Source organism: Sphingomonas abaci (genome assembly GCF_014199625.1).
Lineage (GTDB): Bacteria > Pseudomonadota > Alphaproteobacteria > Sphingomonadales > Sphingomonadaceae > Sphingomonas > Sphingomonas abaci.
Genome location: NZ_JACHNY010000001.1, coordinates 162,578 through 184,995, shown reverse-complemented (window position 1 = coordinate 184,995; position 22,418 = coordinate 162,578). Strand labels below are relative to the sequence as shown.

Annotated in this window: 17 protein-coding genes and 1 pseudogene; 2 read left to right on the top strand and 16 right to left on the bottom strand. The window is 65.1% G+C overall.

The window, feature by feature from the left end; translation table 11 throughout:
- Window positions 1-143 precede the first annotated feature (143 nt).
- From GGQ96_RS00735 to GGQ96_RS00725, 3 genes are all read right to left on the bottom strand, one after another.
- The gene (locus GGQ96_RS00735; protein WP_184110621.1) at window positions 144-1,235 is read right to left on the bottom strand and encodes a hypothetical protein; all 1,092 of its coding nucleotides are present in this window, start codon (window positions 1,233-1,235) and stop codon (window positions 144-146) included.
- A gap of 157 nt (window positions 1,236-1,392) precedes the next feature.
- Window positions 1,393-3,681, bottom strand: a complete 2,289-nt coding sequence (locus GGQ96_RS00730; protein ID WP_184110620.1) for a putative bifunctional diguanylate cyclase/phosphodiesterase — start codon at window positions 3,679-3,681, stop codon at window positions 1,393-1,395.
- On the bottom strand, window positions 3,681-5,339 hold the full coding sequence (locus tag GGQ96_RS00725) for a ShlB/FhaC/HecB family hemolysin secretion/activation protein (RefSeq protein ID WP_184110619.1): 1,659 nt from the start codon (window positions 5,337-5,339) through the stop codon (window positions 3,681-3,683). The genes GGQ96_RS00730 and GGQ96_RS00725 overlap by 1 nt, the downstream gene beginning before the upstream one ends.
- A gap of 169 nt (window positions 5,340-5,508) precedes the next feature.
- Here GGQ96_RS00725 and GGQ96_RS00720 point away from each other — a divergent pair, with 169 nt between their 5' ends.
- Together GGQ96_RS00720 and GGQ96_RS00715 are read left to right on the top strand one after the other, a co-directional pair.
- Complete coding sequence (locus tag GGQ96_RS00720; RefSeq protein ID WP_184110618.1) at window positions 5,509-7,587, top strand: FecR domain-containing protein; 2,079 nt, start codon at window positions 5,509-5,511, stop codon at window positions 7,585-7,587.
- A gap of 14 nt (window positions 7,588-7,601) precedes the next feature.
- Entirely contained in the window at window positions 7,602-7,919 is a 318-nt protein-coding gene (locus GGQ96_RS00715; RefSeq protein WP_184110617.1) for a PilZ domain-containing protein, read from the top strand.
- Window positions 7,920-8,243: 324 nt separating this feature from the next.
- Here GGQ96_RS00715 and GGQ96_RS00710 read toward each other — a convergent pair whose 3' ends face one another.
- From GGQ96_RS00710 to GGQ96_RS00655, 13 genes and pseudogenes are all read right to left on the bottom strand, one after another.
- Entirely contained in the window at window positions 8,244-9,338 is a 1,095-nt protein-coding gene (locus GGQ96_RS00710; protein ID WP_184110616.1) for a CDP-alcohol phosphatidyltransferase family protein, read from the bottom strand.
- A gap of 60 nt (window positions 9,339-9,398) precedes the next feature.
- On the bottom strand, window positions 9,399-10,553 hold the full coding sequence (locus GGQ96_RS00705) for a glycosyltransferase family 4 protein (RefSeq protein ID WP_246359989.1): 1,155 nt from the start codon (window positions 10,551-10,553) through the stop codon (window positions 9,399-9,401).
- Window positions 10,550-11,494: a polysaccharide biosynthesis/export family protein gene (locus GGQ96_RS00700; RefSeq protein ID WP_246360061.1), complete on the bottom strand. Its 945-nt coding sequence runs from the start codon at window positions 11,492-11,494 to the stop codon at window positions 10,550-10,552. Before GGQ96_RS00700 ends, GGQ96_RS00705 begins: the two co-directional genes overlap by 4 nt.
- Window positions 11,495-11,712: 218 nt before the next feature.
- A complete protein-coding gene (locus GGQ96_RS00695) occupies window positions 11,713-13,005 on the bottom strand; it encodes a glycosyltransferase family 4 protein (RefSeq protein WP_184110612.1) in 1,293 nt (430 codons plus the stop codon).
- Complete coding sequence (locus GGQ96_RS21735; protein WP_184110611.1) at window positions 13,002-14,396, bottom strand: ATP-binding cassette domain-containing protein; 1,395 nt, start codon at window positions 14,394-14,396, stop codon at window positions 13,002-13,004. Before GGQ96_RS21735 ends, GGQ96_RS00695 begins: the two co-directional genes overlap by 4 nt.
- Window positions 14,393-15,190, bottom strand: a complete 798-nt coding sequence (locus tag GGQ96_RS00685; RefSeq protein WP_184110610.1) for an ABC transporter permease — start codon at window positions 15,188-15,190, stop codon at window positions 14,393-14,395. The genes GGQ96_RS21735 and GGQ96_RS00685 overlap by 4 nt, the downstream gene beginning before the upstream one ends.
- Window positions 15,187-16,284 carry a hypothetical protein gene (locus GGQ96_RS00680; protein WP_184110609.1) on the bottom strand — a complete coding sequence of 366 codons (1,098 nt, stop codon included), beginning with the start codon at window positions 16,282-16,284 and terminating at the stop codon, window positions 15,187-15,189. Before GGQ96_RS00680 ends, GGQ96_RS00685 begins: the two co-directional genes overlap by 4 nt.
- A gap of 3 nt (window positions 16,285-16,287) precedes the next feature.
- Window positions 16,288-17,523: a glycosyltransferase family 4 protein gene (locus tag GGQ96_RS00675; RefSeq protein ID WP_184110608.1), complete on the bottom strand. Its 1,236-nt coding sequence runs from the start codon at window positions 17,521-17,523 to the stop codon at window positions 16,288-16,290.
- A 6-nt stretch (window positions 17,524-17,529) separates the two neighbouring features.
- Window positions 17,530-17,658: a hypothetical protein gene (locus tag GGQ96_RS21630; protein WP_281392599.1), complete on the bottom strand. Its 129-nt coding sequence runs from the start codon at window positions 17,656-17,658 to the stop codon at window positions 17,530-17,532.
- Window positions 17,659-17,683: 25 nt separating this feature from the next.
- Window positions 17,684-20,077: a TonB-dependent receptor gene (locus tag GGQ96_RS00670; RefSeq protein WP_343058884.1), complete on the bottom strand. Its 2,394-nt coding sequence runs from the start codon at window positions 20,075-20,077 to the stop codon at window positions 17,684-17,686.
- Window positions 20,074-21,015: a FecR family protein gene (locus tag GGQ96_RS00665; RefSeq protein ID WP_184110606.1), complete on the bottom strand. Its 942-nt coding sequence runs from the start codon at window positions 21,013-21,015 to the stop codon at window positions 20,074-20,076. The genes GGQ96_RS00670 and GGQ96_RS00665 overlap by 4 nt, the downstream gene beginning before the upstream one ends.
- Window positions 21,012-21,692: an RNA polymerase sigma factor gene (locus GGQ96_RS00660; protein ID WP_343058883.1), complete on the bottom strand. Its 681-nt coding sequence runs from the start codon at window positions 21,690-21,692 to the stop codon at window positions 21,012-21,014. The genes GGQ96_RS00665 and GGQ96_RS00660 overlap by 4 nt, the downstream gene beginning before the upstream one ends.
- Before the next feature lie 211 nt (window positions 21,693-21,903).
- Window positions 21,904-22,373, bottom strand: a pseudogene (locus tag GGQ96_RS00655) (integrase core domain-containing protein); the annotation flags it as partial.
- Window positions 22,374-22,418 lie beyond the last annotated feature (45 nt).

The following is a 22,418-nucleotide window of genomic DNA, read 5'->3' as shown; positions in this document are numbered from 1 at the left end:
ACCGTCCAATCGGACACGATTTGCGATCGTGCGCGCGAATGCTCTGGGTCACCGCATGGGTACATCGAATTACATATCTGGCCTTTGACGGAGAGAGTGCGAGGCATCATTCGACGGGGATGTTCGCCGCATATCACGCCCGCTCACGCCCACTGGCGGACGCTTAGGCGCGACCGCGACCAACTTGCCCTGCGTGAAGGCTTGGGTTGCTCAGTTCGCCCGGAAGGTCCCCGCCGCAAGGACAGCCTCGGGGTTCTTCGGCATAAGTATATCGTGCAACGCAGCGCGTCTGTCCGGCTGCTTGTCACACCAGCGCTGCCAAATGCGTTGTCCCATCCAGTAACCAGCCTCACCGGGACAGCCCTCCGGCGCGCTGTTGTGATTGGCGATCCAACGATAGAAGGTTCACTGGCGTTCGTGCCGGGCTTCAGCTCGGTTTCGGCGGTCGCGCCGCGCGTCGCCTTCAAGTCCGCCTCGAACTGTTTCCAGAGTTCGGCTTCGCGCGGCATCGCCCAATCCGCGCGCGCCTGGTCCATCGGCCGGCCGGTGGCAAGCTCGGCGATGAAGTCGGCCGCTCCTTCCTGCAGCACGCTGGCGAGCAGGATGTTACCGGCTGGAAGGCCGCCTTGAAGAGGGTGAGTCGTCTCGTGCGCATAGAAGCCTCGAACAATGGCCCGCAGCGCATCCGGCGTGGTCGCCCCGCGCCACAATACCTCCAGGCCGAGCACCTGCGCACCCGGAGCCGCCGTACAGCCCGAGTTGCCGGCGCCGACGACCAGGAACAATTGCGGGAGCGGCTTGTCCGGGAACAGGCCATGCAAGGCTAGATAGGTAGCGCGTAGCTCGGCTGTCGTCTGATTCACGATCGGTAGGCAGGTCCTGACCGCGCGGGCATAGACGCCCGGCTTCGCCGCGACGCGATTGACGAGGTCGGCCGCATCTTTGATACGGTTTGGCGTGAAGACCTTAACGCCATAGCTGCCGCGATCCATATAGTCGCGCTGTAACCGTTCGGCGGAGAGCGTCCCGCCCGCTGCCTCGAACAAGGCAGCGAAACGGTCGGCGTCACCAGTCTCCATCTCAACCGTCAGCGGATCGGCGGGCGGTGGTATGACCGGATTCGCCGCAAGCGCCGAAGATGCCAGCAACAATCCAAAGGTCGTGAAAATGCGTCGGGGATTTCCCAATGCGAGGATGTAACGAGCTCTCGCCGAGGGGTCCAAGCGGTAGTCCATCTTGTGCTGGCCTTCGGCGCGGGCGGCCTGTCAGCTCTCCTTCCGGCGCATGCGCTTCGTTCGCCTTGAAGCAAGCGCCGCACGCCTGCCGCTTCCGTGATGAACGGATGGCCGGGTTGGGGACGGGGAAGGCGACCTCGAACGACCACTTCTGGGTCTACGCCGCCATTCCTCGTACATCGCCAACGAAGCGTAGAAGGTCGGCAACCGGTACCGGCCGGCTGATGTGGTACCCTTGGGCCAGATCGCAGTGGTTTGCACGAAGGAACTCAAGGCAAGCCTCGTCCTCGATCCCTTCGGCAACGACCTTGATGCCCAGCCGATGGGCCAGATCGATGGTCGACTGCACCAGGATCGCATCGCTCGCATTTTGATGCGCGAATTGCACAAAGCTGCGATCGATCTTGAGTTCGCTAAGCGGCAGGAGCTGGATGTAGCTGAGGGTCGACTGGCCGGTACCATAGTCGTCCATTGAGACGGCGACCCCCAGATCGCGATAACGGCGCAGTGCTACAATGGCTGCTTCCTGATCATCCATCGCGGCGGACTCGGTAACCTCGAAGATTAGGTCACCAGCGGGCACGCTGGATCGTGCGAGTAGGGCTTCGACTTCATCGTTGAACGCCTTGGATGTCAGCAACGTCGCCGAGATGTTGATTCCGGCAGTCATGGGATACCCCAGGCTGCGCCAATGGCTGGCATCGTTTAGCACGATGGCGAGGATGTGCAGGGTCAGGGCCTGGATACGGCCGGTCTGCTCCGCCATCGGGATGAACTGATCCGGACCGATAAAACCACGTTCTGGATCGCGCCAACGGACCAGCGCCTCGACGCTGGTCACCCGGTTGGTCGAAAGAGACAGCTTTGGCTGGTAGAAAACCTCGATGTGGCCTGCCGCCATGGCGTCTTCCAGATCGCTCATCAGCGACAGCGATCGCTCGAGTTTGCCATGGTTCGCGACGCTCTGCCGCCAGAAGGTATTCGCCGCCTGCGCTTGCTCAGCGGCCAGTGCGGCATCGGTCAGCAAAGTCGCCGGATCGGTCCCGTGAGCTACCCCCACCGAGGTCAGGACATCAATGCGGCGGCCGTTGACCTCGACGGGTTGCCGGAGGATCGCGCGCAACCCTGCCATCGCATCGTCCAACTGCTGATCCGCCGCAACGACATAGGCCAGGTGATGGCCGCGGACTCGGTAGACCTGATGATCGACGCTGGCGAGCTTCAGTCGCTCTGCCGTTCGAATGAGGGCATTCGCCAGTTCCTGCGGGCCAAGAACCGCGGCGATGGCATCGAGATTGTCGATCTTAACGACGGCGACATCGACGGGCTGCGCAAAGCTTCGACGCGTAAATGCCGACCGGTTGGGCAGCAGGGTCGTCTCATCTGTCTGGCTCTGCATCCGGAAGCGGCGAACGATATCGCGGGTGACACAGCCTGCAACCACGAGGCAGATCGTTCCCAGGCCACTGGCTATCGGGTAATCGATCCACAAGGCATATTGCGCCGCGAGAACAGCCACGTGGAACGCGACGATTGCGCCCGTCGTCGAAAGGATCAAGCCTAACGTGTGGCGCCGCCACAGAATGGCAACGCCGAGCAGCAGGGCGGCCAGCAGGGGAATGACTGCATTCCCCTGCTGAGGGACCCCGACGATGAGCGTCTCAGCGGCCAGCGCCTGGATGATCACGCCAGGCAAGACCCCCCACAGCGGCACGGCGTAGCGATCGCCCATCTCGATCGCCGTCGTGCCGATGAGGATGTTCTTCCCACGAACGGCCGCAGGATCGAAATGGCCCTGCATGACGGATGCGAAACTGAGGCGTGGGATCGTTGCAGGATCGATCGACAGATCGATGGGGAAGGTCTGATCTGCCTGTCCTGAACGGCTGGCGACATAGGCAGAGAGCGTCGGGCGGGGAACGCCTGCGGTAATCGTCGCCATGGGCATGGAGCGGACAATGCCGTCGACATCGGGGGCCATGCTGACCGAGGCGAGCGTGACGTTGGGGCGGAATTCCGGGATCGGCAGGGCGTCCAAACTGCGACCGTCGTTTTCCCCGGCTCGTTGCGCGAACGTGGGGAGCACGACGCTCCCCCCGGCACGGGCCAGGGCATCGGCCATCAGGCGGTCGTCCACAACCGTCGAGCGGGACGAGAAGTCGACGTCGAAGACAATGGTGGCGGCGCCAGCGTGGTGAAGCGCATCGATGACTTGCGCGTAATGGCGCCGCGGCCATGGCCAGCTTCGGATGGCGGCGACACTGGCCGCATCCATTTCGACCACAACGGTGGTCTTGCTGGCGGAGCGGTGATGCACCGCAAAGCGAACGGGGTCGATAATCCGGTCGATGGGGCCGCCAATCGCCGGCACCAACAGGATCGATCCGCATAATGCCGCGACCAGCAGGATGATCGCGGACGAGCGGCGCGGTCGACGAGCCATCATCAAAACGCTTTTGCCAGCCGGACGGAGATCCGCGGCCGCTTCGTGCCCGTGTCGAAACGGTTGGCGTTTAACGGCAGCGCCACCTCGATCATCCCGTCGGCCGTTCCCAGGCCGAAGCGGCCGCCACCACCCAGCGAGTAGAGCTGACCGCCACCCAGCCCGCCACGCAGATTGCTCACGCGGCCGCCATCAACGAAACTGTAGAGCTGCAGGCGATTGATGATGCCCGGGATGATCTTGCCGGCATCGGCCCGCAGCTCCAAGGAGCCCATGATGCCGGTGTCACCGGTGCGTTCGGCATAGTCGTAACCGCGCGCGAATGCGGGGCCGCCAAGGCCGATCTCCGCAGTTGCGAGGAGCGGGCGCGATGCCAGCTGCCCGGCCGAGGCGACGACGATGCTGAACGGCCGCGCGATGTTGATCGTCCAGTCGGCAGTGTAGCCGGCAAGGACGAAGCGGGCATCGCCATCGAACCGCGACGTCATGGCGTCGCCCTGATGACTTACCCCGGGCAGTGGCAAGCCGACCGTGGCTCCGATCTCACCGCGCAGGATGCCAGGGCCTATGGGCGTGAAGCCGTTCGACGTGACCGAAAGCGTTGCCAACCGGTCATTGCGGATGCGCCTCCCCGCCAGGGTCTGCTTGATGTCAGCGGCCCTGAACTCGGTACCCACCCACAAGCTGGAGGCTCGACTGCGCAGGACGGGATGGGTGAGGGCGACCGCAACATCGGTGCTCAGGCCTCTGACATCGAGCGGCTTCAACGAGGCCCCTGGATGCGAGCGGCCGTACGAAGCTGCTACCGACAGCACCGAGCCTGCCTGGTCAATCGGGGCGCTATAGCGCCCTCGTACAAAGACGAACTCGCTCGGCTGTAGCGGGGTTTGCGATGACAGGATCGCCAGCTCGTCGCCGGCGCTGGCGATGCCGCGCACATTAGCGAGAATGGTTGAGCGAACCGGACCCACCTCGGCGCTGCCGCGATTGTCGAGCTGCACATAGGCGCTCGCCCGGTCGGCTGCGATGGTCACGAGCAGGATGCCAAAGCCATTCTGCTTGGTGTACCGGCTGCTCGTCACCCGCACGCCCGGCACATCGCCCGTAAGCAGGATCGCCCGTTCGAGCTGATCGCGCCGTACTGGCCCGCCGGTGACCAGGAGACGGTTGAGCAGCGCATCCGCTGCGGCGTTCGACGCGCCGATGACCCGCACGGCATCCACCTTGCCCAGGTCCAGGCTGACATGCAGGATGCCGTTCGCCACGCGTTGGGCTCCGATCGAAGCGCTGGCGAATGGAAAGCCGTTACGGCGCGCTACCTCGGCGATGCGGCCTGCGAGGTCGGCAAGTTCTGTCCGGCTGAGCTCCCGACCGATGAACGGTAAATAGGCGGGCGCATAGCTGGCATCATCCTCGGGCGCTGCTCCGTCGATGACGACGGCGTTTATCGTTCCGGTGATCGCTGTACTTGCGGCAACGCTTGCGCTCCGCGCTTCCGTTTGCAGTATCGGCGCACTCTGAGCAGTTGTAGTTGGGCGTGGCAGTGCCTGTTCGACGATCGTAGGATCAGCTTGGTCAAACCGGTTCTGCGCCGACGCCGGCCCGGCCCAGGAGGTAACGGCGGCGAAGCCCAGCAGCGAATAACGTGAAACGGGCGGCATCAAGCTTCCTTTGGAGATGCCCGGGCTTATCCCGCCGAACCTTTTCAATTCGTTAGCTTTCCTGCGTGGCTAATCGTGCATTTACCGAGCCCGGCAACCTCCCGGAAAGCTGAAGGCTGGATAGCGCAAGATCGAACGGAAATGGGGCCGTTCATCTTCGGAGACCCGAATGCGTAAGCACCTGTTGGCGATGCTGGCCGCCACCTGCTCGTCCATGGCCATTGCGGGTCCACGTGGCTGGACGATCAGCGAAACATCGGGTCAGGTGCAGGTGTCGAGAGGCGGGCTGACGTCGGTGGCGCAGCGCGGTGGAGCGATCGCGCCGGGCGACACCGTGACCACGGGCAAGGGTGGGCGCGCGGTTCTGGTCCGTGGCACCGAATATATGATGGTGGCGCCTGCCTCGCAGGTGCGCTTGCCGCGTGCCGAGGAAGAAGCGACCGGTTTCACGAGGGTCTTCGAGGATTTCGGCAACGTCGTCTTCATGATCAAGAAGAAGATGACGCCCCATTTCGAGGTGAAGACGCCGTATCTGGCGGCAGTGGTCAAGGGCACCACCTTTTCGGTCGGCGTCAGCGAGCAGGGCGCCTCGTTGCAGGTTCTGGAAGGGGCAGTAGATGTCGCGACGCTCGATGGGGGGGCCCATGACCTGATCAGACCGGGCGCGGTTGCCCTCATCTCATCCGGCAATCAGTTCCGGATGCAGGTCGAAAGCGGCGGCAAGACCAAGATCATCGACTCGCCGGCAGCGCCCGATGCCGAAGCGTCAGGCAAGGCCGCCCCGGTCGCCGCAGCAGCGACCACCGAGCCAAGCCAGGCTGCGCCGTCCCGTCCGATGGAGCAACCAGAGGCGGCGGTCATCGCTGACGTCGTGTACGAGCGGCCAGTCTCGCTCTCGGGCATGACAGGGGGGCTTGTCGAGGGAAGCCTCGGCAAGGAAGCGGACCTGGCGGAAGTGGCAGACGCAACCAAGGTTGCGACAGAGGCGTCATCCTCGGCTGTCAAGGCAGTGGAGGTCGTGGCTGCCATCAACGTCGCCGCTGCAACGGACCAGCAAGCAGCAGAAGCAGCGCGTCAAGTTGCGGCGGATGCGGAAAGTGCGGCGCAAGCGAAGGCCGCAGCAGAACGAGCAGCGCAAGCGGTCGCGGCTGCGGCCGAGCAATCCGCCGCCCAAGCTGCTGCCGCGAAGCTCGATCAGGAGCGTAGTGACGCCGCCAGGGCAGCCGCGGCGGCCCTGGCGGAGGCCACCGCCAAGGCAGCTGCCGCAGCCGCAGCGGACGTCGCCAAGGCCGATAGCGAACGGGCCGCTCGGGATACCGCACAGGCCCAGGCGCAAGCCACGGCCGCAGCAGCCGCCAAGCTCGCCGAGGCGGCAGCCAAGGCAGTGGCCGACAACGCAGCTGCTTCCGCTGCACAGGCCGCCTCGGCTGCCGCGGCGCAAGCGGCGTCAAACGCCCAACAGGCTGCGGCGGCGCTGGCTGCTGCACAGGCAGGCGAAGCGCAGCAACAGGCGTTGAAGGCTGCAACACAGGCCCAGGCGGCTCAGGCGGCTCAGGCCGCAAAGGCCGCAGCCGACGCTGCAGCGGCTGATTCCGCCAATAGCGCTGCCCGGCTGGTCGCAGAGCAGTCAGCCCGCGACGCGGCTGCCGCAGCGGCTGCGGCGGCCAAGGTAGCCGCGGATGCGCAACGCGCAAGTGCTGATCGGGCCGCAAAGGAGGCGAGCCAAGCCGCTGCTGCACAAGCCGCGGAAGCGTCGAAGCAAGCCGAACAGGCAGCGAAGGTCGCAGCGGACAGGGCCGCGCGGGATGCAGCGAAACAGGCCGACCAGGCCGCGCGCGAGGCAGAGAAGGCCGCGAAGGAGGCGGCAAAGGCCCAGGAGGATGCAGCTGCAGCGGTTGCGGACAAGATGGCGAAGGAGGCCGCCAAGGCGGCATCCGATGCGGCTGCGGAGAAGGCGGCGAGAGACGCCCAGAAGGCGGCGGATGAGGCTGCTAAAGCAAGTGCTGACAAGGCGGTCAAGGAAGCCGAAATGGCGGCCAGAGATGCCGAAAAGAATGCCGCGAAAGCGGCCGCAGACGCTGCTGCGATTGCGGATCAGGCTGCGAAGGCAGCGCAGAAGGCGGCCGATGACGCCGCCGCAGCGGCAGCGAAGGCTTTGGAAGATGCTGCTGCGAAAGCGGGCGGCACTGCGAACGATGCCGCAAACGCGCTTCTCGAAGCTCTGAAAAAGCTCGGCAAATCCACGTGAATGTTCCTAGCGAGATGAAACTATCGGTCCGCGTGCGAAGTGATGGGCAGGATCACCGTCGCTCGAAGCGGATCAAAGTTTTCAAATCCGCCGATCTGCTCGTCAACGGCGTGAGAAGTCGTAGCCATATCCTGAATGTGTCCGTCACTGGTGCTATGGTCCATACGCCGACCAGCGTGCTGGTCGGATCCATGATACGGATATGCGTCGCCGGGCTGGACCGGCATGGCGTCGTTGTGTGGAAGGATGGGTCTAAATTCGGTCTGCGCTTCAACCGGTTGATCGCCTTGCCGCAAATCCACGCTCTTCAGGTTGAAAACGGTCAGATCTAAACAGGTCGTCCGCTTCGCACCCGCTCAGCCGTTCGTACAGACGCCGGATGGCCCCGATCCGCCAGCTAAATGAACTGCACGAATGGCAGATGTCGGAAACGCGGAGAGAGCTCACGAATGTCGGATTCTGGGTCCTCTCCACAGGGAGCCGACTGCCCCCGAACGTAGCTCGTCGAGTCCCATGCGGTGTGACCGTCGTGACCGTGCCCGCCAAGCCCGTAACGCCCAGCCAAGCTCAGGCGCTTGCGCGCCCACGCAGCGACGAAGCGCAGTGGGGCTCATCGATGGCCGGTCTCTAGATCCAGGTGGCTGAAGAAACGGGGGTCACGTCAGTGGGGGTGTGACGGGCTTGCTCGCCACGCTGAACTTCTGCGAAGTCCGAGCGAGCACAAACGCCGTCACGCCGAACCAGCCGATCGCGACTGTCGCAAAAGCCAGCAAGACAAAGTGCGTGAAGCCCGCCAGGATGAGAAGAGCGCAGGCGAGAGCATAGAAGTCGCGCATGGTGAGGTGGATCAGGCAATCCATGACCATGGTGTGGCTTCTCTGTCGAAGATGACCTTTCACCACGTCGAAGTTCAGGGGCTGGCGTGTCGCGCGGGCGCGGCGACCAATCAGGGCGAGGCCTGCAGCCAGCGCCACCAGCGCGATCCCCCCGGCTGAAGCCGCCAGCCTATCGCCTGCCAGCGCGACGTTGACAGTCACTCCCAACACGAAGCCGAGATTGGTTGCGGCATCGATCGCGCTATCCAGCGCGGCACCGGTTCGCGACGTGCGAAAGGTCGCTCGTGCCATCTCACCATCAACTCCGTCGAATATCGACGCCGCCTGGAACAGCAATGCTCCTGCGATCAGGCCGGCATCTCTGCCCAGCACCAGCGCCAGCGCCATGCAGAGCCCGAGAAGGGCGGTGCCGATGCTGGCATGAGACGGTTCAACCCCATGAACTTTCAACAACTGGCCGCTGATCGCGCGCGAGATCGGTCGATTGACATAACGCGAGACGATCCCGTCGCCGCGCTTTCCGGTAGCGGCGAGGATATCGCGACTTGCACGACGCAGGGCATTCTGTGGCGCTGTCCGCCGGCGGCGGGCATCCATCAGCGCAAACAGCAGGTCGTCGCGCGAGGCTGAGCCATGATGCCGAGCGAGGGCAGCCACAAATGCCTCGCCGCACACCGCCATCGCGTCACCAGCGGGTGGCGTCTGCGCGAAGACGACCGGCAAACCGGGTGCCAGTCGTTCGCATTCCAGGATCAGTTCGCCACTTGCCGTCCATCCCTGGTCCGCGACCAGAGTGCAGCCGCTGATGCCGTCATCACGCGTCAGCGCGTGGACGGCGCGTGCACCGGCGGGGAGTCCTGCGACATTGCATTCGACCGTTGCTGCGTTCTCGAAGACCAGGAAGATGTGAGACAAGGTAATCGTTCCCGCTATGTGCATCGCTGCATTGACGGAGCGAAGCAGCGGGAACCTTGGTCAGAGTGACCGATTTGCGAGCAATCGGCGGTATATGGCGAGATTGGCTGCCGCAAAATCACGCCAATCGAGCTCGGCTGCGCGGATCAGGCCCGCCCGGCGCATTGCCGCCGCCCGCGTGGGCGATTGGACGACAGCCAGCAATCCACTGGCGATCGACGCGATATCATATGGATCGACGAGGAGGGCTGCGCCCTCGGCCACTTCTGGCATGGACGAGGTGTTGCTGGTGACGACCGGGCAACCGCAAGCCATCGCCTCCACTATGGGATTGCCGAACCCCTCGCCGAGCGATGGATGGAGCAGGACGCGCGCTGCGCCGTAGAGCGTTATCAATTGCGCGTCGTTCACGGTTGGAAGAAAGCGGATCCGATCCGCCACGCCCAGTGCTTTTGCCAGCATGATCAGCTTTGCCCGGCCCGCACCTTGGCGTTGCACGAACACCAGTTCGATCGGGGCGTCGCCGGGGAAGGCCGCCGCGAACCCACGGAGCGCGCCTTCATGATTTTTGTACGGCGCATCCTGTCCGATCGTCAGAACGAAGGGCTGGCCAGGGGTAAGGCCCAGTTCGGACAGAATAGCGGAATCTGGGGGCAGGGGGCGGAAGTGCGACGACACGCCGGAAGCAGTGACGCTCGTCCGCGACGCTGCTGGCGGATGGAAGCGCGCGATCTCCGCCGCCGTCGCAGCGCTGATCGCGGCGATCGCATCGGCGTGGTGGATCGCGCGCCGCAAGCCGTGACCGTAAAAATGGCGCTCCACCACGCCGCGCATGCCGGTGCGACACCATGACGGCTTGGTCAGGCGCATGATGTCGTGGATGGTCACGACGCAAGGCATCGTCAGCCCGGCGGGCATGATGTTGAAGGTCGCGTGAAACAGATCCACGCGCGAGAGATCGGCGACTTCGGGCAGCCACCACAGTGTCGCCGGTCCGTTGGCGGCCTGTCGCACCACCTGCTCGATAACGTTGGTGGCATCGCTCAATGGCCCATCATGCGCGGGATGACGCAGCAGCAGGAATCGCAGGTCCGGTGCCAAGGCAGGCAGATGGTCGATCAGCCGCCGCACCACCTCAGCGATCCCGCTAGGGCGTGGTCCGATATAACGGCAGTCGATGCAGATCGTAGGCGTGGAGGGGCCTCGGGCGTTCATGGCAAAGCGTTGTTGATGCCGGTGACCGAGAAGGCGGCGCTGGAGACGATGCTGAGGAACTTTTGAAGATCCGCGATCGGCGCGTTCGAGACGTAGAGCACATCCTTGTCGCGGATCGCAAAATCCTGCGCGGCGAACAACGAAGCCCCCTGGCCCAGGTCAATGCGGTAGACAACCGGGACCAGTCCATCGGCGGTGCGGCGAGCCGTGGCGACAATGTCCTGCGGCAGCGCCTCGGGATGTTCGAGGCGGAAGACGAAGACGCCACGAACATTAGCACGGTCGTCGCGCAGGCCGCCCACCCGGCCAAGAGCCTGGGCGAGAGAGATGCCGCCGCCCTCGAACGGGACCTCGGCATTCTGCCCGACCGCACCCAGTGCGATGAAACTATAGGGTTGGAAGATCGCGGTGACGATATCGCCGGCTTGGACCGTGACGTTCTGTGCGGGGTCGCGCACGATGGCGTCGAGCGGCATGGCGGCGGTACGAGAACCGCGCGTGAGCTGGATGGTGGTCTTGGCAACCGGCTGGCGTGATCCGCCAGCTGCCGCGAGGACGTCGAGCAGTCGTTCGCCGCGCGGGGTCAGCGGCAAGCGGCGAGTTGCGCCGACCTCTCCCATCACGGTCATTGCCCGGCTGTCGTTCTGCGCAAGGCGAACGATCGCTTGCGGGCTATGGGCGCGGCCGGCAAGCCGGGCAACAATCATGCGGCCGACATCCTGCGGGGTACGGCCACGAACCATGACGGTTCCGACAAAGGGGATGGTGACGGTGCCGTCCTCACCCACGACCTGCTGTGGTATGCCGGCACTCTGAGCCAGCGAATTGCCGATGCTGGCGCCGGGGGCGGTGGCACCGAACAGGACCGCAGGCGGCGCTTCCCAGATCGCGATATCGAGCACGTCGCCTGTCCCGATCACGGTGCCGGCGGCAGGGGCCATGCCGAAGATATCGGCGAAGCGCTGCGAACGGGCATAGCTGGCGGTACGACGGCCTGCGGCGTCATCCAGCGGGAGGACGACGATACCCTGTTCGGCGGCGGGAGCGCGGTCAGCGCGCTTGATCGCGCCAACGCTGGGTCCCGATGCACTCATCGTGGAACAGGCAGCGAGCAGCGCGGTGGGCAGGAGGGCGGAAAGCCGCAGCGACGGGGCGGGCATCACAGGAACCTTTGATAGAGCGCGGCGAGCCGGGCTCGGTAACGGTCAGGGGAAAAGAGCGCGGCCTGCGCCAGCCCATGGCGGCTCAGGTCGTCCCGCAGCCCCGTATCCGCGTCCAGGGCGCGGAGGCCCGCAGCGATCGCCGCCGTGTCATAGGGGTCGACAGCCATTGCGGCGTCACCGGCGACTTCGGGCAGCGACGACGTGTTCGAGCAAAGGACCGGGGTGCCGAGCATCATCGCCTCCAGCACCGGCAGGCCAAAGCCTTCATAAAGCGAAGGAAAGAGGGCCGCCCTGGCACCGCGGATCAGGCTGACAAGCAGGCTGAACGGAGCATAGGGCAGGACGATGATCCGGCCGCGCCGAACGTCGCCCTTCATGGGCTTGCCGTTGGTGAAGGCGTCCAGCAGGCGCAGCTCGTTCTCCGACCGCCATGCACGGGCGCCCACGATGACGAGCGGGGTGGTGAGCCCGCTGGCCAGATAGGCCTCGACGATGCGACCGACATTTTTCTTGGGCTCGATGGAGCCCCAGAACAGGAAATAGCCCTTGTACGCCGCGCCGATCGCACCCTCGACCTCCCGGGCGACCTGCTCCTCGGGAAGGTTGCGAAGCCGTGCGGGGATGTCGACCGATTGGTAGGTGTTGGTGACGCGATCGGGTGCGATGCCGGTGAGGTCGATGATGTCGCGGCGCGAACATTCGGATACGGTGACGATATGGTCCGCGGTCTTCACCAGTTGCCGGATCAGCCCGAGATAGCGCCGCTTGTTGTCGAGCGTGGTGTAGGGCAGCCGCAGCGGCACGAGGTCGTGCAGCGTGTACAGGTTCGCCGCGCCGGGGACGTGCAGCGGAAGTGGATAGGTCCAGTGCGCCAGATCCGGCGTGGACGGCAGGCGAACCGGGGTGCTTAGGCCCCAGGTGTTGAAGCGGCCATTGGCGCGACGGAACACATTGGGCGCATTGTAGAGTGCATCATGATGGGGCAGGCGCGCGGCGAATTGTCGCGTGATCACATGCCCGCTGACCTGTATCTCCTCCGCCAGCGAGGGGCGGGGGGAGACGATGCCGGCGATGTCGTGCAGTGGGCGGCGACGCGTACCGTCGTCACCATCGAAGAAGGCGATCTCACGTAGCAGCGGGTTGCGCGGCGAGGGAAGGCGATCGCCATACAGCACGGACGTGCGATGGCCGAGTTGCCCGATCTCATGGCTGAGATTGCGGGCATAGGTGGCGACGCCCGTTCCCTTCTCCAGCCCCAGATTGTACCCGTCGATCAGGACATGCTTCATCGGTGCAGCGCCTCTTGGGTTTGCGGCCAGTCGCCAAAGGCGCCGGCAGCCAGCGCCAGGGGCCAGGCCGGCTCGTCGGCCATGCGCGCGACCAGGTCGGCTGCCTCGACGGGAGGGAGATGAGCGAAGGCGAGAACGCCGATCGCCTCGCCATGCGAGCGGTCCGTCGATGCGGCGATCTCGTCTTGTTCCATGCCAAAGCGGGGATCGGCGATCATCGCCGCGGCCAGCGCATCGCAACTGCCATTGCGCCGGAGCAGCACCAGCGCCTCTGCGTCATCGGGCATCACGCCGTGCCAGAGCAGCCACGCCAGCGCTTCCACATCGGGGCGGCCCGGCGCCTGAATGGCCGCATCGCCTTTTCGATAGGGATGGAGTGGCCAGCGATCGGGATCGTCACCGGCCTGCGCGATCACGAAGCGAAGATGCTCGACGACATCGACGGCAGGCTCACCCATCGCGCAGGCGGTTCGATAGGCGAGTTCGGCCCGCGCGAAATGGCCGCCTTCCTTGGCGACATGGCCAAGCTGCACCCAATAGGAACGCTGATAGGGGTGGAGCGCGAGCGCGGCGGTATAGCGTTCCTCCGCGACGGCCCATGCGCCAGCGTCGCGGCTCCAGTCGCCCTCACGCACCGCCATGCGGAAGCGCTCATCACCGAGTGCGCGATGCTGCGCGACTTCGACCAGCGCGGCGCGATCCGGGGCAGCGGCGCGGTCGATGGCTGGCGGCGCGGCAAGGCCGATCACCTCACGAAACCGGTCATAGGCGATGTCGAAATCGTCGAACAGCGACAGCTTGCCGCCGTGGAGCAGCGCGAAGCGGTTACAATGGTCGCGCAGGTAACCCGGGTCATGCGAGATAAGCACCATCGCCCGATCGCCACGCTTGCCGAAGAGTTCATGATTGCAGCGATCGTGGAAGCGCGCATCGCCGACCGCGCCAATCTCGTCGATCAGGAAACAATCGAATTCGATGATCATCGATATCGCGAAGGCGAGTCGCGCCCGCATGCCCGAGGAATAGCTGCGCACCGGCTCGTGCAGATAGGTGCCGAGTTCGGAAAAATCGGCTACGAAGGCGAGGTTGCGCTGAAAATCCTGCGCATAGATCCGGCTGATGAAGCGGATATTGTCGATACCCGACAGCGTCGGCTGGAACGCCCCGCCAAAGGCCAGCGGCCAAGATACCGACATGTGCCGCTCGACGGTGCCCGAGGTCGGTCGCTCGGCACCGCTGATCAAGCGGACCATCGTCGACTTGCCCGCGCCGTTACGACCCAGCACGCCCAGATGCTCGCCGCGATGCAGGTCGAAGCCGACTCCGTCGAGCACGACATTGTCGCCCGAACGGGTGTGGTAGACCTTGCGGACGTTGTTCAGCCTGATCATTCCGGCACCACCCGCCGCGCCACCCATTGCGTGGTGCCCAGTGCGATGAAGGTCAGCACGAGGCAGAACGGAATGACGTAGCCCAGGTCGTAATGGGCATGGATGCGATTGCCGAAATAGCCCTCGCGCACGATCTCGGTGCCGTGGACCATCGGAATGTAGAGCACGTATTTCTGCGCCGCGGCCGGAAGCGCATCGACGAGAAAGGCCGATCCCGACAGCGGGAAGATCAGGTACGAGGCCGGATGCCACAGCTTGTCGACCAGTTCGCTCTGATGACTGAGCGCGCCGAGTGTGATCGCCAGCACGGAGCCGAACCAGGCGATCAGCAGCCAGCCGCCGACCACCTCCAGAATGTTGCGCGGCGGGTCGATCCAGCCGAGCGTGATGAACAGCACGCTCAATCCGGCGAACGACATGGTGGCGCCGCCGAATTCCAGCGCCACGCGTGCGATGTAGATGTCGAGCACGCGGATGTTGCGGTGGTAGAGTAGCGACAGGTTGCTCCACAGCGCGCCGATGCAGCGACCTGGCATGTTGCGCCACAGGAGCACGCTGGAATAGCCCGTGAGCGCAAAGGCGACGATCGGCAGATTGCTGCCGTGATAGGCCTTGGCCGCCGTCCACAAGGCCGCGACACCGAGCGTGAACAGCATCGGTTCGACGAACAACCACAGGAAGCCGATGTTGTGGCGCCCATAGCGGGTCAGCATCTCACGCAGCAGCAGAGCCCAGAGGACGCGCCCCTGCACGCGCAGGTTGTGACGGAGGGACAGGCTGGCGGGCGCGGTCATCCTTCGCGATGCTCGCGGATGCCGGCGAGTAGGACGGAAGCGATGCCCCAGGCGAGCAGCCCGAGCACCAGCACCGCCAGCACGCCGCCCAGGCGGCGGGGGCGGATGGGGTAATCGGGCAAGCTGGGCGACGCGATCCGCTCGACATAGGCGCGTTTGCGCCGGGCCTCGGCATGCGCGTCCTGCAGCGAGATCAGGGCCGCGGCGAGTTGCTTGCCGGCCAGCTCGCTGTCGAGCAGGAGCACCTGATAGCGCGCGCCCGCTGCTGACAAAGAGTTGCGCCCGCCGGCAACCCCGGACCGGCGGCCCGCAATCTCGCGCTGCAGCGTCGCGACCTGGCTTCGCAGATAGGGGATTTGCGGTGCGGCAGGCGTGAACTGTTCCATCTGCTGAAGCTGGGTACGGACGGAGACAAGGTCGTCTTCCAGCTTGGCGATGCCCTGTAGGCGGGACTCGGCTTCCTTTTCGGGGTCGACGATGCCGGCGCGGTTGCGATAGCCGGCAAGCGCGACCGCCGCGTCACGGGCCCGGCGCTGCGCGGTGCGTGCGTCCTCCTCGGCGACCGACACCGCATCGGTCCGCGCGCGACTGGAGAGTCGGTTCACCAGCGCTTCCGACCGCTCAAGCAGCCGCTCATTGATCGCGCGCGCCTGGGCCGGTTCGAAGGCGCTGACGCTCAGATGGAGAACCTGCGTCGTTGGATCAGGCTCGACCTCCACCTTGCCGAGATAATAGTCGAAAAAGCGCTCGCGATTGATCGGCAGGAAGCCGCCAAACCGGTCGAGCACGAAGACCGAACCCGCGGTGTAGGCGTGGGTCAGCAGACCATCTCGATCGGCATCCGCCAGGGCGCTGCGCGACTCGAGATATTCGACGACGGCGTTGCCTTCTTCGCTGGCGCCGCTGAGGCCGCTACCGCTGAGCACTTGGCCAAGCGAGGTGGCCGCCGCCTTGCTGGGGCTGCGCACCACGAACCGCGCCTCTGACACGTACACGTCGCTGGCAAAGAAGGCGAAGTAGAGACATGCCAGGAAGGTCGGAAGGACGACCAGGATGAGGAACAAGGGCGCAGGGCGCGGCAGGCGGGACGACACGGATCAGGGTTCCACATTGAAGCGATGGCGGCTGGGTGCCGGAACGATGGGCGACGTGCCGACGATCGCCGCCAGCCACGGCGTGATCGTGGCGAAATGGTCATCCCAGCGTGGCGGGCAGTAGCCGTGCAGCGCGTCGACGCGCCGCTGGCGCCGGGCCGCGGCGAGATCAAGCGCTTCGATGCGTCTCGCCCAAGAGGTGACGTCATGGGGATCGAGAAGGCACGGAATACCCTGGCCCACTTCGCGGAAACAGGGCAAGTCGCTGGCGATCACCGGTGTGCCAAGCGTAAGTGCCTCGGCCATCGGTAAGCCGAAGCCTTCCGCAAGCGAGGGCATCAGCATCGCGCGTGCCCCGGCCATCAGCGACGCGAGTCCCACGTCGTCGCAATCATCGAGGATGCTGATGAGGCCGCCCGCCATGCCTGATGCCTGAAGTGCGGAGCGGAAATCCTCTGATCCCCATCCCCAGCGGCCGACGATGACCAACCGTGGTGTTGCAGGTCCCCGGCGAGCATGGATTCGTTGCCATACCCGCAGCAGGTGCTGGTGGTTCTTGCGGCTCTCGATCGTGCCGACGCAGAGGAAATAATCTTCGGTGCTGGCCGCATGCGCATCGTTGGGCTTCAGATCCGCTCCTGCTAGGGGTGCCACGACGATCGGTGGTTCGGGAAGGCTATGCCGGGCGGCGTGATCGTGAAGGTCGCGCGCCACGGCGTGCGTCGCGACGATGATCCCCGATCCCTGCGTTAGCGCCGCCGTCACGCGACCCTCATGGCGGGCGACGGCATGAGGACGGCAATATTCCGGATGCAGCACGGGGATGAGGTCATGCACCAGGTAGATCGGGCGTAGGGCATGCCGTGCGATCCATTGCCCGTGCGCGGGTAGATCGAAATCGGTATGAGTGACATTGAGGTACAGGCTACCCGGCTGCGGGCGTAGCGGTGCGGCCAGGGCAGCGGCCAGGTGCCCGGCGATGCGCGTACGGGTGGAGGAGCCGCCCTGAACAAGAAGATTGAACAGATGTCGCGATGCGCCCGCTCCGATAACCCGGATGACGCCGCGATGCTGCACCACGGCGCGGGCGACGTCAGCGAAATGCCGTGCATAGGCAACGCAGACGCGGTCGATGCCGTTCAGCTGCCGGCCGGTCCAGCGCAACTCGACCAGGCGCGTCACGTCGAGCAGGACGGGAGTGGATTTCGGATCAGGGAATGGGTGGCGGTGGCCGTGCATCCTTCCTCAGACGGAGGCGTGACGGCTCAGCCTTGGTGGAACACGTCTTTTTTTGTCAAAGGGAATGCCGAAGCGTTCGCCAGTGGCGTCCGGCGATAAAGCTACGATCATGATGACGGTCGATGTGTCGGCCATGCTCCTGCGCGAATAAGGCGGCATGCTAGAACCGCGTGTCCAAGCCGATCCGAACAGTACGTGGGCGCAGGGGCGTGACCTGGTCGCGACCGGTCGCGAACGGGGTGCCGAGTGCGAAGCGGTTGCCACGGGTGTCGGTCAGGTTGCTCAAGCTGGCGCTGACGCCAAAGCGGACGAAATCCAGACGCGCGGTAAGCTCGGTATCGAGATAGCTGCCCTGTTGTTGGCCAAGTACCGGGCCGATGCCCAGGCGCGATGAACCGATATAGCGTGCCCAGCCATCCAAGGTGAATTCGGCATCCTTGAGGCTGCGGGTGTAGATGGCGCCGATCCGTCCGGTGAAGCGGGCGATGTTCGGAATCTGTTCGAGGCGCGCGAGCGCCAGCGCGCGGGCGCTGGTACCAGGCGGGGGACCGGCAGGCACGGCAAGCGCGACCAGCGCTTCGGAGGGCTCCTCGATCAGGCCATCATTATACGTCGCGCCGCCCTCAATCCGCAAACCCGGCAACGGGCGGATGCCGGCCGCTGCCTCGACTGTCCAGAGCCGGCCATTGCCGATGTTGGCGGTGCTGGGCAGGCCGAATCCATCAATGAAATCCGCCTGGATGTCGCGCCATGCGGCCCGCGCGATGGTCACGCTGAGATCGACGCGGCGCGCATTGTGGCGGATGCCCGCTTCGATCGTGGCGACCCGGTCGTTGCGGAACTCGCGGACAAAGTCGCCCTCGATCGCGAGGCCACCGGGCCGAAATCCCTGTTGGTAGCGCGCGAACAATTTGGATCCCTTTGTGAGATCCAAAAGCAGCGATGCCGCGGGAAGAACGATCGTCTGCGACCGGCGTGCGGTCAGATCGTCGCGCTCTGCAACGACGATCGGAGACACGTCCTGGCCACGTCCCTTCAGCGTGGTGCGGGTCGCACGCAACCCGGCAGTTGCGAGCAGGCCGGGAAGGGGGCGGACACTGCCCTCACCATAGGCAGTCCACTCGGTCACGCTATTTATCACGCCGGTCGCCGGCGCGGGGCGATCGGGTGCGCCAATCAAACGGCGCAGCAACGTGCGGTTGTGAATGTAGCTGATCCCGCCCAGCCACCCCGAACCGTCTGCTCCACTATGCCAGACGCGTGTTTCATTCGCCTCCATACGCGTCTGGTTGCTCTGCACGAACACCCGTGCGGGGCCGCCGGCCGGGGTCGCATCGTAGCGCTCGAGTAGATCGTGCGTGGTGATGCCGCTGGTGGAGCGCAGATGGACGTCACCGATGGTGCCGGACAGGATGGCCTGTACCTGGCCGTAGTCCGAGCGGAAGCCTTCGGGCACCGCGGCGAGGCGAGAAAGCGGCGGGCCGGTGCGGTCGGCATATTGGCTGTCCGCGCCCCGAATACGCTGGCCGATGCCCACGAGCTCGGTGCTCCAGTCTGAACCCAGGGCGAGATGCGCCGTTACGCGTCCACCCATGATGCGGGTGCGATTGACGTCGGTGCGGGAAAGCAGGGGCTTGTCGATATAGCCCCCTTCCAAAGCGGCATTGGCGACCAATCGCACAGCGAGCCGATCCGTGACGATCGGGGCGTTGAGCACCGCCTGCTCGTCCAAGCCCGGCTGACCGTGCTCAGTTGCCGAGCTTCCTACCGTCAACGACCCACTCGTGGCGGACAGGTTGACCGGGTTCGGCACCAGGCGGATGATGCCGCCAAGCGAGCCGGCACCGTAAAGCGTTCCCTGCGGCCCCTCCAGCACCTCCACCGCGGCAAGATCGGCGAGGCGCAAATCGGGATCCGGCGCATTGTAGCTGAGGCGCAGGTCGCCATAATATTGGCCAACGGTCGCCTGGGTCGGTCCGGTGAAGCTGGAGTCGGCGATGCCGCGGATAAACAGTTTGTTACGGCCGGCCCCGAGATAGGTGGAGGTGACGCTGGTAAGCCGCTGAACGAGGCGCTCCGTACCGCCAGCGCCGCCGCGTTCCAGCTCGACGCCCGGCACGCGGGCGACCTGGCCGGCGAACTGGTCGCGGCTGGTGTCGCGTTTGCTAGCGACGACGAGGATGTCAGGATCAGGTGCCGTATCCGCTGGCAGCGCGGCGAGCCGTACGGGTGTGCGCCGCGGTCGCCGAGGCGGTGCCACGGCAGTGTTGAGCCGCCAACCGACCCCGCCGACCGGCTGAACAGTCGCGCGAGCCCGAGCGGCGATGCGTGCCAGCGCCGTCTCCACAGTCATGCGACCACGCAGGGCGGGGACGCGTCGCGCCCACAAGCCGGGGTCGGGCACGACGATGCTGGTGCGCATCTGACGGCCGAGTGCGGTAACCTGCTGGCCGACGGTGCCGGCCCGCAGGTCCACGAATGACGTCTGCGCCGTCGCCGCCGGGGCCATGGCGATCGCCGCGGCCGCGAGAAGGCTTCGAGGAATGAGGCTCAACGGCGCTCGTCCAATATCCATTCACTACCCTCGTGCCGCACTTCGACACCAAGCAGCGCACCTAAGACGCTTGGATCGTCGCGAAGCCCCCGCATCTCTAACGTTCCGTTGAAGGTGCGCCCAGCGACCGCCGGGGCGGCAGTGATCGGCAGGCCAAGTTGCCGCGACAGGTCGTCCGCCACGTCGCGCAACGCCGCATCGTCATAGGACAGACGACCGTCACGCCAGGCGCCCACGTCCGCCGCATCCTGCTGGCTGCGGCGTAACTGCCCGTCGACCTCGGTCACTGATTGGCCCGGTCCGAGCCGCAGCTTGGGACCTCGTGGATCGACCATCACTGCGCCCTCCGCAACCGCGACATGCGTCTGGTCACCCAGCAGGCGCACGTCAAACACCGTACCAAGGTCGGTGAGTTCGAGGTCGCCGACGTTCACGTGAAAGGGATCGCTCGCATCGTGGCGGACGCGGAAAAGCACCTGACCCGCTAGAACGCTGGCGCTGCGGGGGCGAACGGGGTCGAGCCGGACCCGCGACCCGCCCGCCAGCGCGATGCTGCTGCCGTCAGCGAGACGGATGGCGCGCTGCTCGCCTGCCGCTGTGGCGACCATGTAGCTGCGGTCGCGCTCATGCCAGACGCCGAAGCCAATCGCTGCGATCAGGGCAGCAGCCACTGCACCGCCGATCCAATGGCGGCGCACGGGCGAGGGCGAAGACGTGTGGTTTGAGACAGTGGGCGAGAATGCTTGATCGCGCACCATATCGGTCGCGGCCTCCAGCAAGGAGACTGCATGATCATAGCGGGCGGACCGGCCGGGGTCCGCCTCCAGCCAGGCCAGAAAGGCATCCCAGTCCGCCCTCGGTTCCGCCATGCGCAGCGCCCAGTCGAGCGCCTCGGCGTCAACATATTCGGTAGTGCCGGCCCTGCCCAGAGCGCTCATTGAAAAGCATCCTTCAGGGTGATGAGGGCACGGGCGGCCTCGCGCAGGTCGGCTTCGACGGTACTAAGGCTAACGCCGAATTCTTCCGCCACGGTGCGTTGCGCCACTCCATCGATACGAACCCGGCGAAAAATTCCGGCCTTACGATCGCCAAGCGCGTTCAGCACTGCCACGACCCGTTCCGCTTCCTGGCGCGCGCCCACCTCGCGTTCCGGCGTCGGCATCATGAAATTCTCGCCCTCCCGATCCTTCTCCCAGGCTTGCTCGCGTTTTTCGGCTTGGCTGCGCGAGCGATACCGGTCGATCATCAAACGGTCTGCGGCGCGGTGGAGATAGGCGACAGGATTGGCGATGGGCCCCTCGGAGCGGGTAGACACGGTCAACCACAGATCATGAACCAAATCTTCGGCTACATCTCCCGCACCGCGCGCACGCAGAAACCGGACGAGACGGTCACGGTTTTCCAGATAGACAAGTTCCAATCCGCTGGGCGGCATGTCGTGACGCGTGATCCGTGATGGCCGATGCCGCCTCATAATGGGTGGACCGCCGGTAAAGAAAGGTGCTTCTTCAACGTGCCGCGTATGTCGAACTGGTCGACCGGCGGCCTGATGCTCTGCGCGATGGACGCAGCCAGCACCGGGGTGATCGTCAAAATGGGTGTTGATGCCAAGCATATCTGTCTAGACGGAGACCTTGCTCAACATCCTTGCTGCGATCGCCAAACGCTTCTGGCGCAAGATAGCAAGCCTGTCTGAGGAGGGAGATCATAGATTAGGCGTTCCATCGTCATAGTCTGTCAGTAGCCCCTGGATTTCTGAACGCCTTCGGTCCTGATGTTGCGGTCAGGAGGCTGAGCAGCCCCCATCGGGTGGTCCGGGGTGCTAGTCAGTACATCGTGGTCCCCGCCGCCATTGCCGGGCGTAGGTGGAGCGAAGCGGAACCGGAGGCCGGCAACGGCGGTGTCGCCGCTTCCGAAGCCCAAGGATGATCGCCCAGGCTGCTGTGTGGCTGGATGGTGTGAAAGTAACGCCGCCAAACCTCGATCACCACTTCAGCCTCGATGAGGCTGTCGAAGATCTCGCCGCCCCGCAGTTCGTCACCCGGCGGGCCGTGGAAGCCCTCGTTGCAGCCATTCTCCCACGGCAAGCCAGGCGTGATGCAGAGCGTCTCCACCCCGATCTGCCTCAGCCACTTTTGGACAGCGCTGGCGATGAATTGGCTGCCGTTATCCAACCTGACAGGCCCAGGCGGTCCCCGGTCGATGGACAACTCGGCCAGGGCCGCCGGCACGTCTTCGTGCCGGAGCTGGCGGGCGACCGGCAGTGCCAGATATCCCTGCTTGCCTCGTCGGTGATCGGGCCGGCGTCGTGAACGTCCAAGCTGCGCCGGGATGCACGGAC

What these genes read in the sequence shown, in the direction of transcription:
- GGQ96_RS00735 (WP_184110621.1), bottom strand. Translation starts at nt 1,235, where the DNA reads ATGGACTACCGCTTGGACCCCTCGGCGAGAGCTCGTTACATCCTCGCA.
- GGQ96_RS00730 (WP_184110620.1), bottom strand. Translation starts at nt 3,681, where the DNA reads ATGATGGCTCGTCGACCGCGCCGCTCGTCCGCGATCATCCTGCTGGTC.
- GGQ96_RS00725 (WP_184110619.1), bottom strand. Translation starts at nt 5,339, where the DNA reads ATGCCGCCCGTTTCACGTTATTCGCTGCTGGGCTTCGCCGCCGTTACC.
- GGQ96_RS00720 (WP_184110618.1), top strand. Translation starts at nt 5,509, where the DNA reads ATGCGTAAGCACCTGTTGGCGATGCTGGCCGCCACCTGCTCGTCCATG.
- GGQ96_RS00715 (WP_184110617.1), top strand. Translation starts at nt 7,602, where the DNA reads ATGAAACTATCGGTCCGCGTGCGAAGTGATGGGCAGGATCACCGTCGC.
- GGQ96_RS00705 (WP_246359989.1), bottom strand. Translation starts at nt 10,553, where the DNA reads ATGAACGCCCGAGGCCCCTCCACGCCTACGATCTGCATCGACTGCCGT.
- GGQ96_RS00700 (WP_246360061.1), bottom strand. Translation starts at nt 11,494, where the DNA reads ATGGCCCCTGCCGCCGGCACCGTGATCGGGACAGGCGACGTGCTCGAT.
- GGQ96_RS00695 (WP_184110612.1), bottom strand. Translation starts at nt 13,005, where the DNA reads ATGAAGCATGTCCTGATCGACGGGTACAATCTGGGGCTGGAGAAGGGA.
- GGQ96_RS21735 (WP_184110611.1), bottom strand. Translation starts at nt 14,396, where the DNA reads ATGATCAGGCTGAACAACGTCCGCAAGGTCTACCACACCCGTTCGGGC.
- GGQ96_RS00685 (WP_184110610.1), bottom strand. Translation starts at nt 15,190, where the DNA reads ATGACCGCGCCCGCCAGCCTGTCCCTCCGTCACAACCTGCGCGTGCAG.
- GGQ96_RS00675 (WP_184110608.1), bottom strand. Translation starts at nt 17,523, where the DNA reads ATGCACGGCCACCGCCACCCATTCCCTGATCCGAAATCCACTCCCGTC.
- GGQ96_RS21630 (WP_281392599.1), bottom strand. Translation starts at nt 17,658, where the DNA reads ATGGCCGACACATCGACCGTCATCATGATCGTAGCTTTATCGCCGGAC.
- GGQ96_RS00665 (WP_184110606.1), bottom strand. Translation starts at nt 21,015, where the DNA reads ATGAGCGCTCTGGGCAGGGCCGGCACTACCGAATATGTTGACGCCGAG.
- GGQ96_RS00660 (WP_343058883.1), bottom strand. Translation starts at nt 21,692, where the DNA reads ATGCTTGGCATCAACACCCATTTTGACGATCACCCCGGTGCTGGCTGC.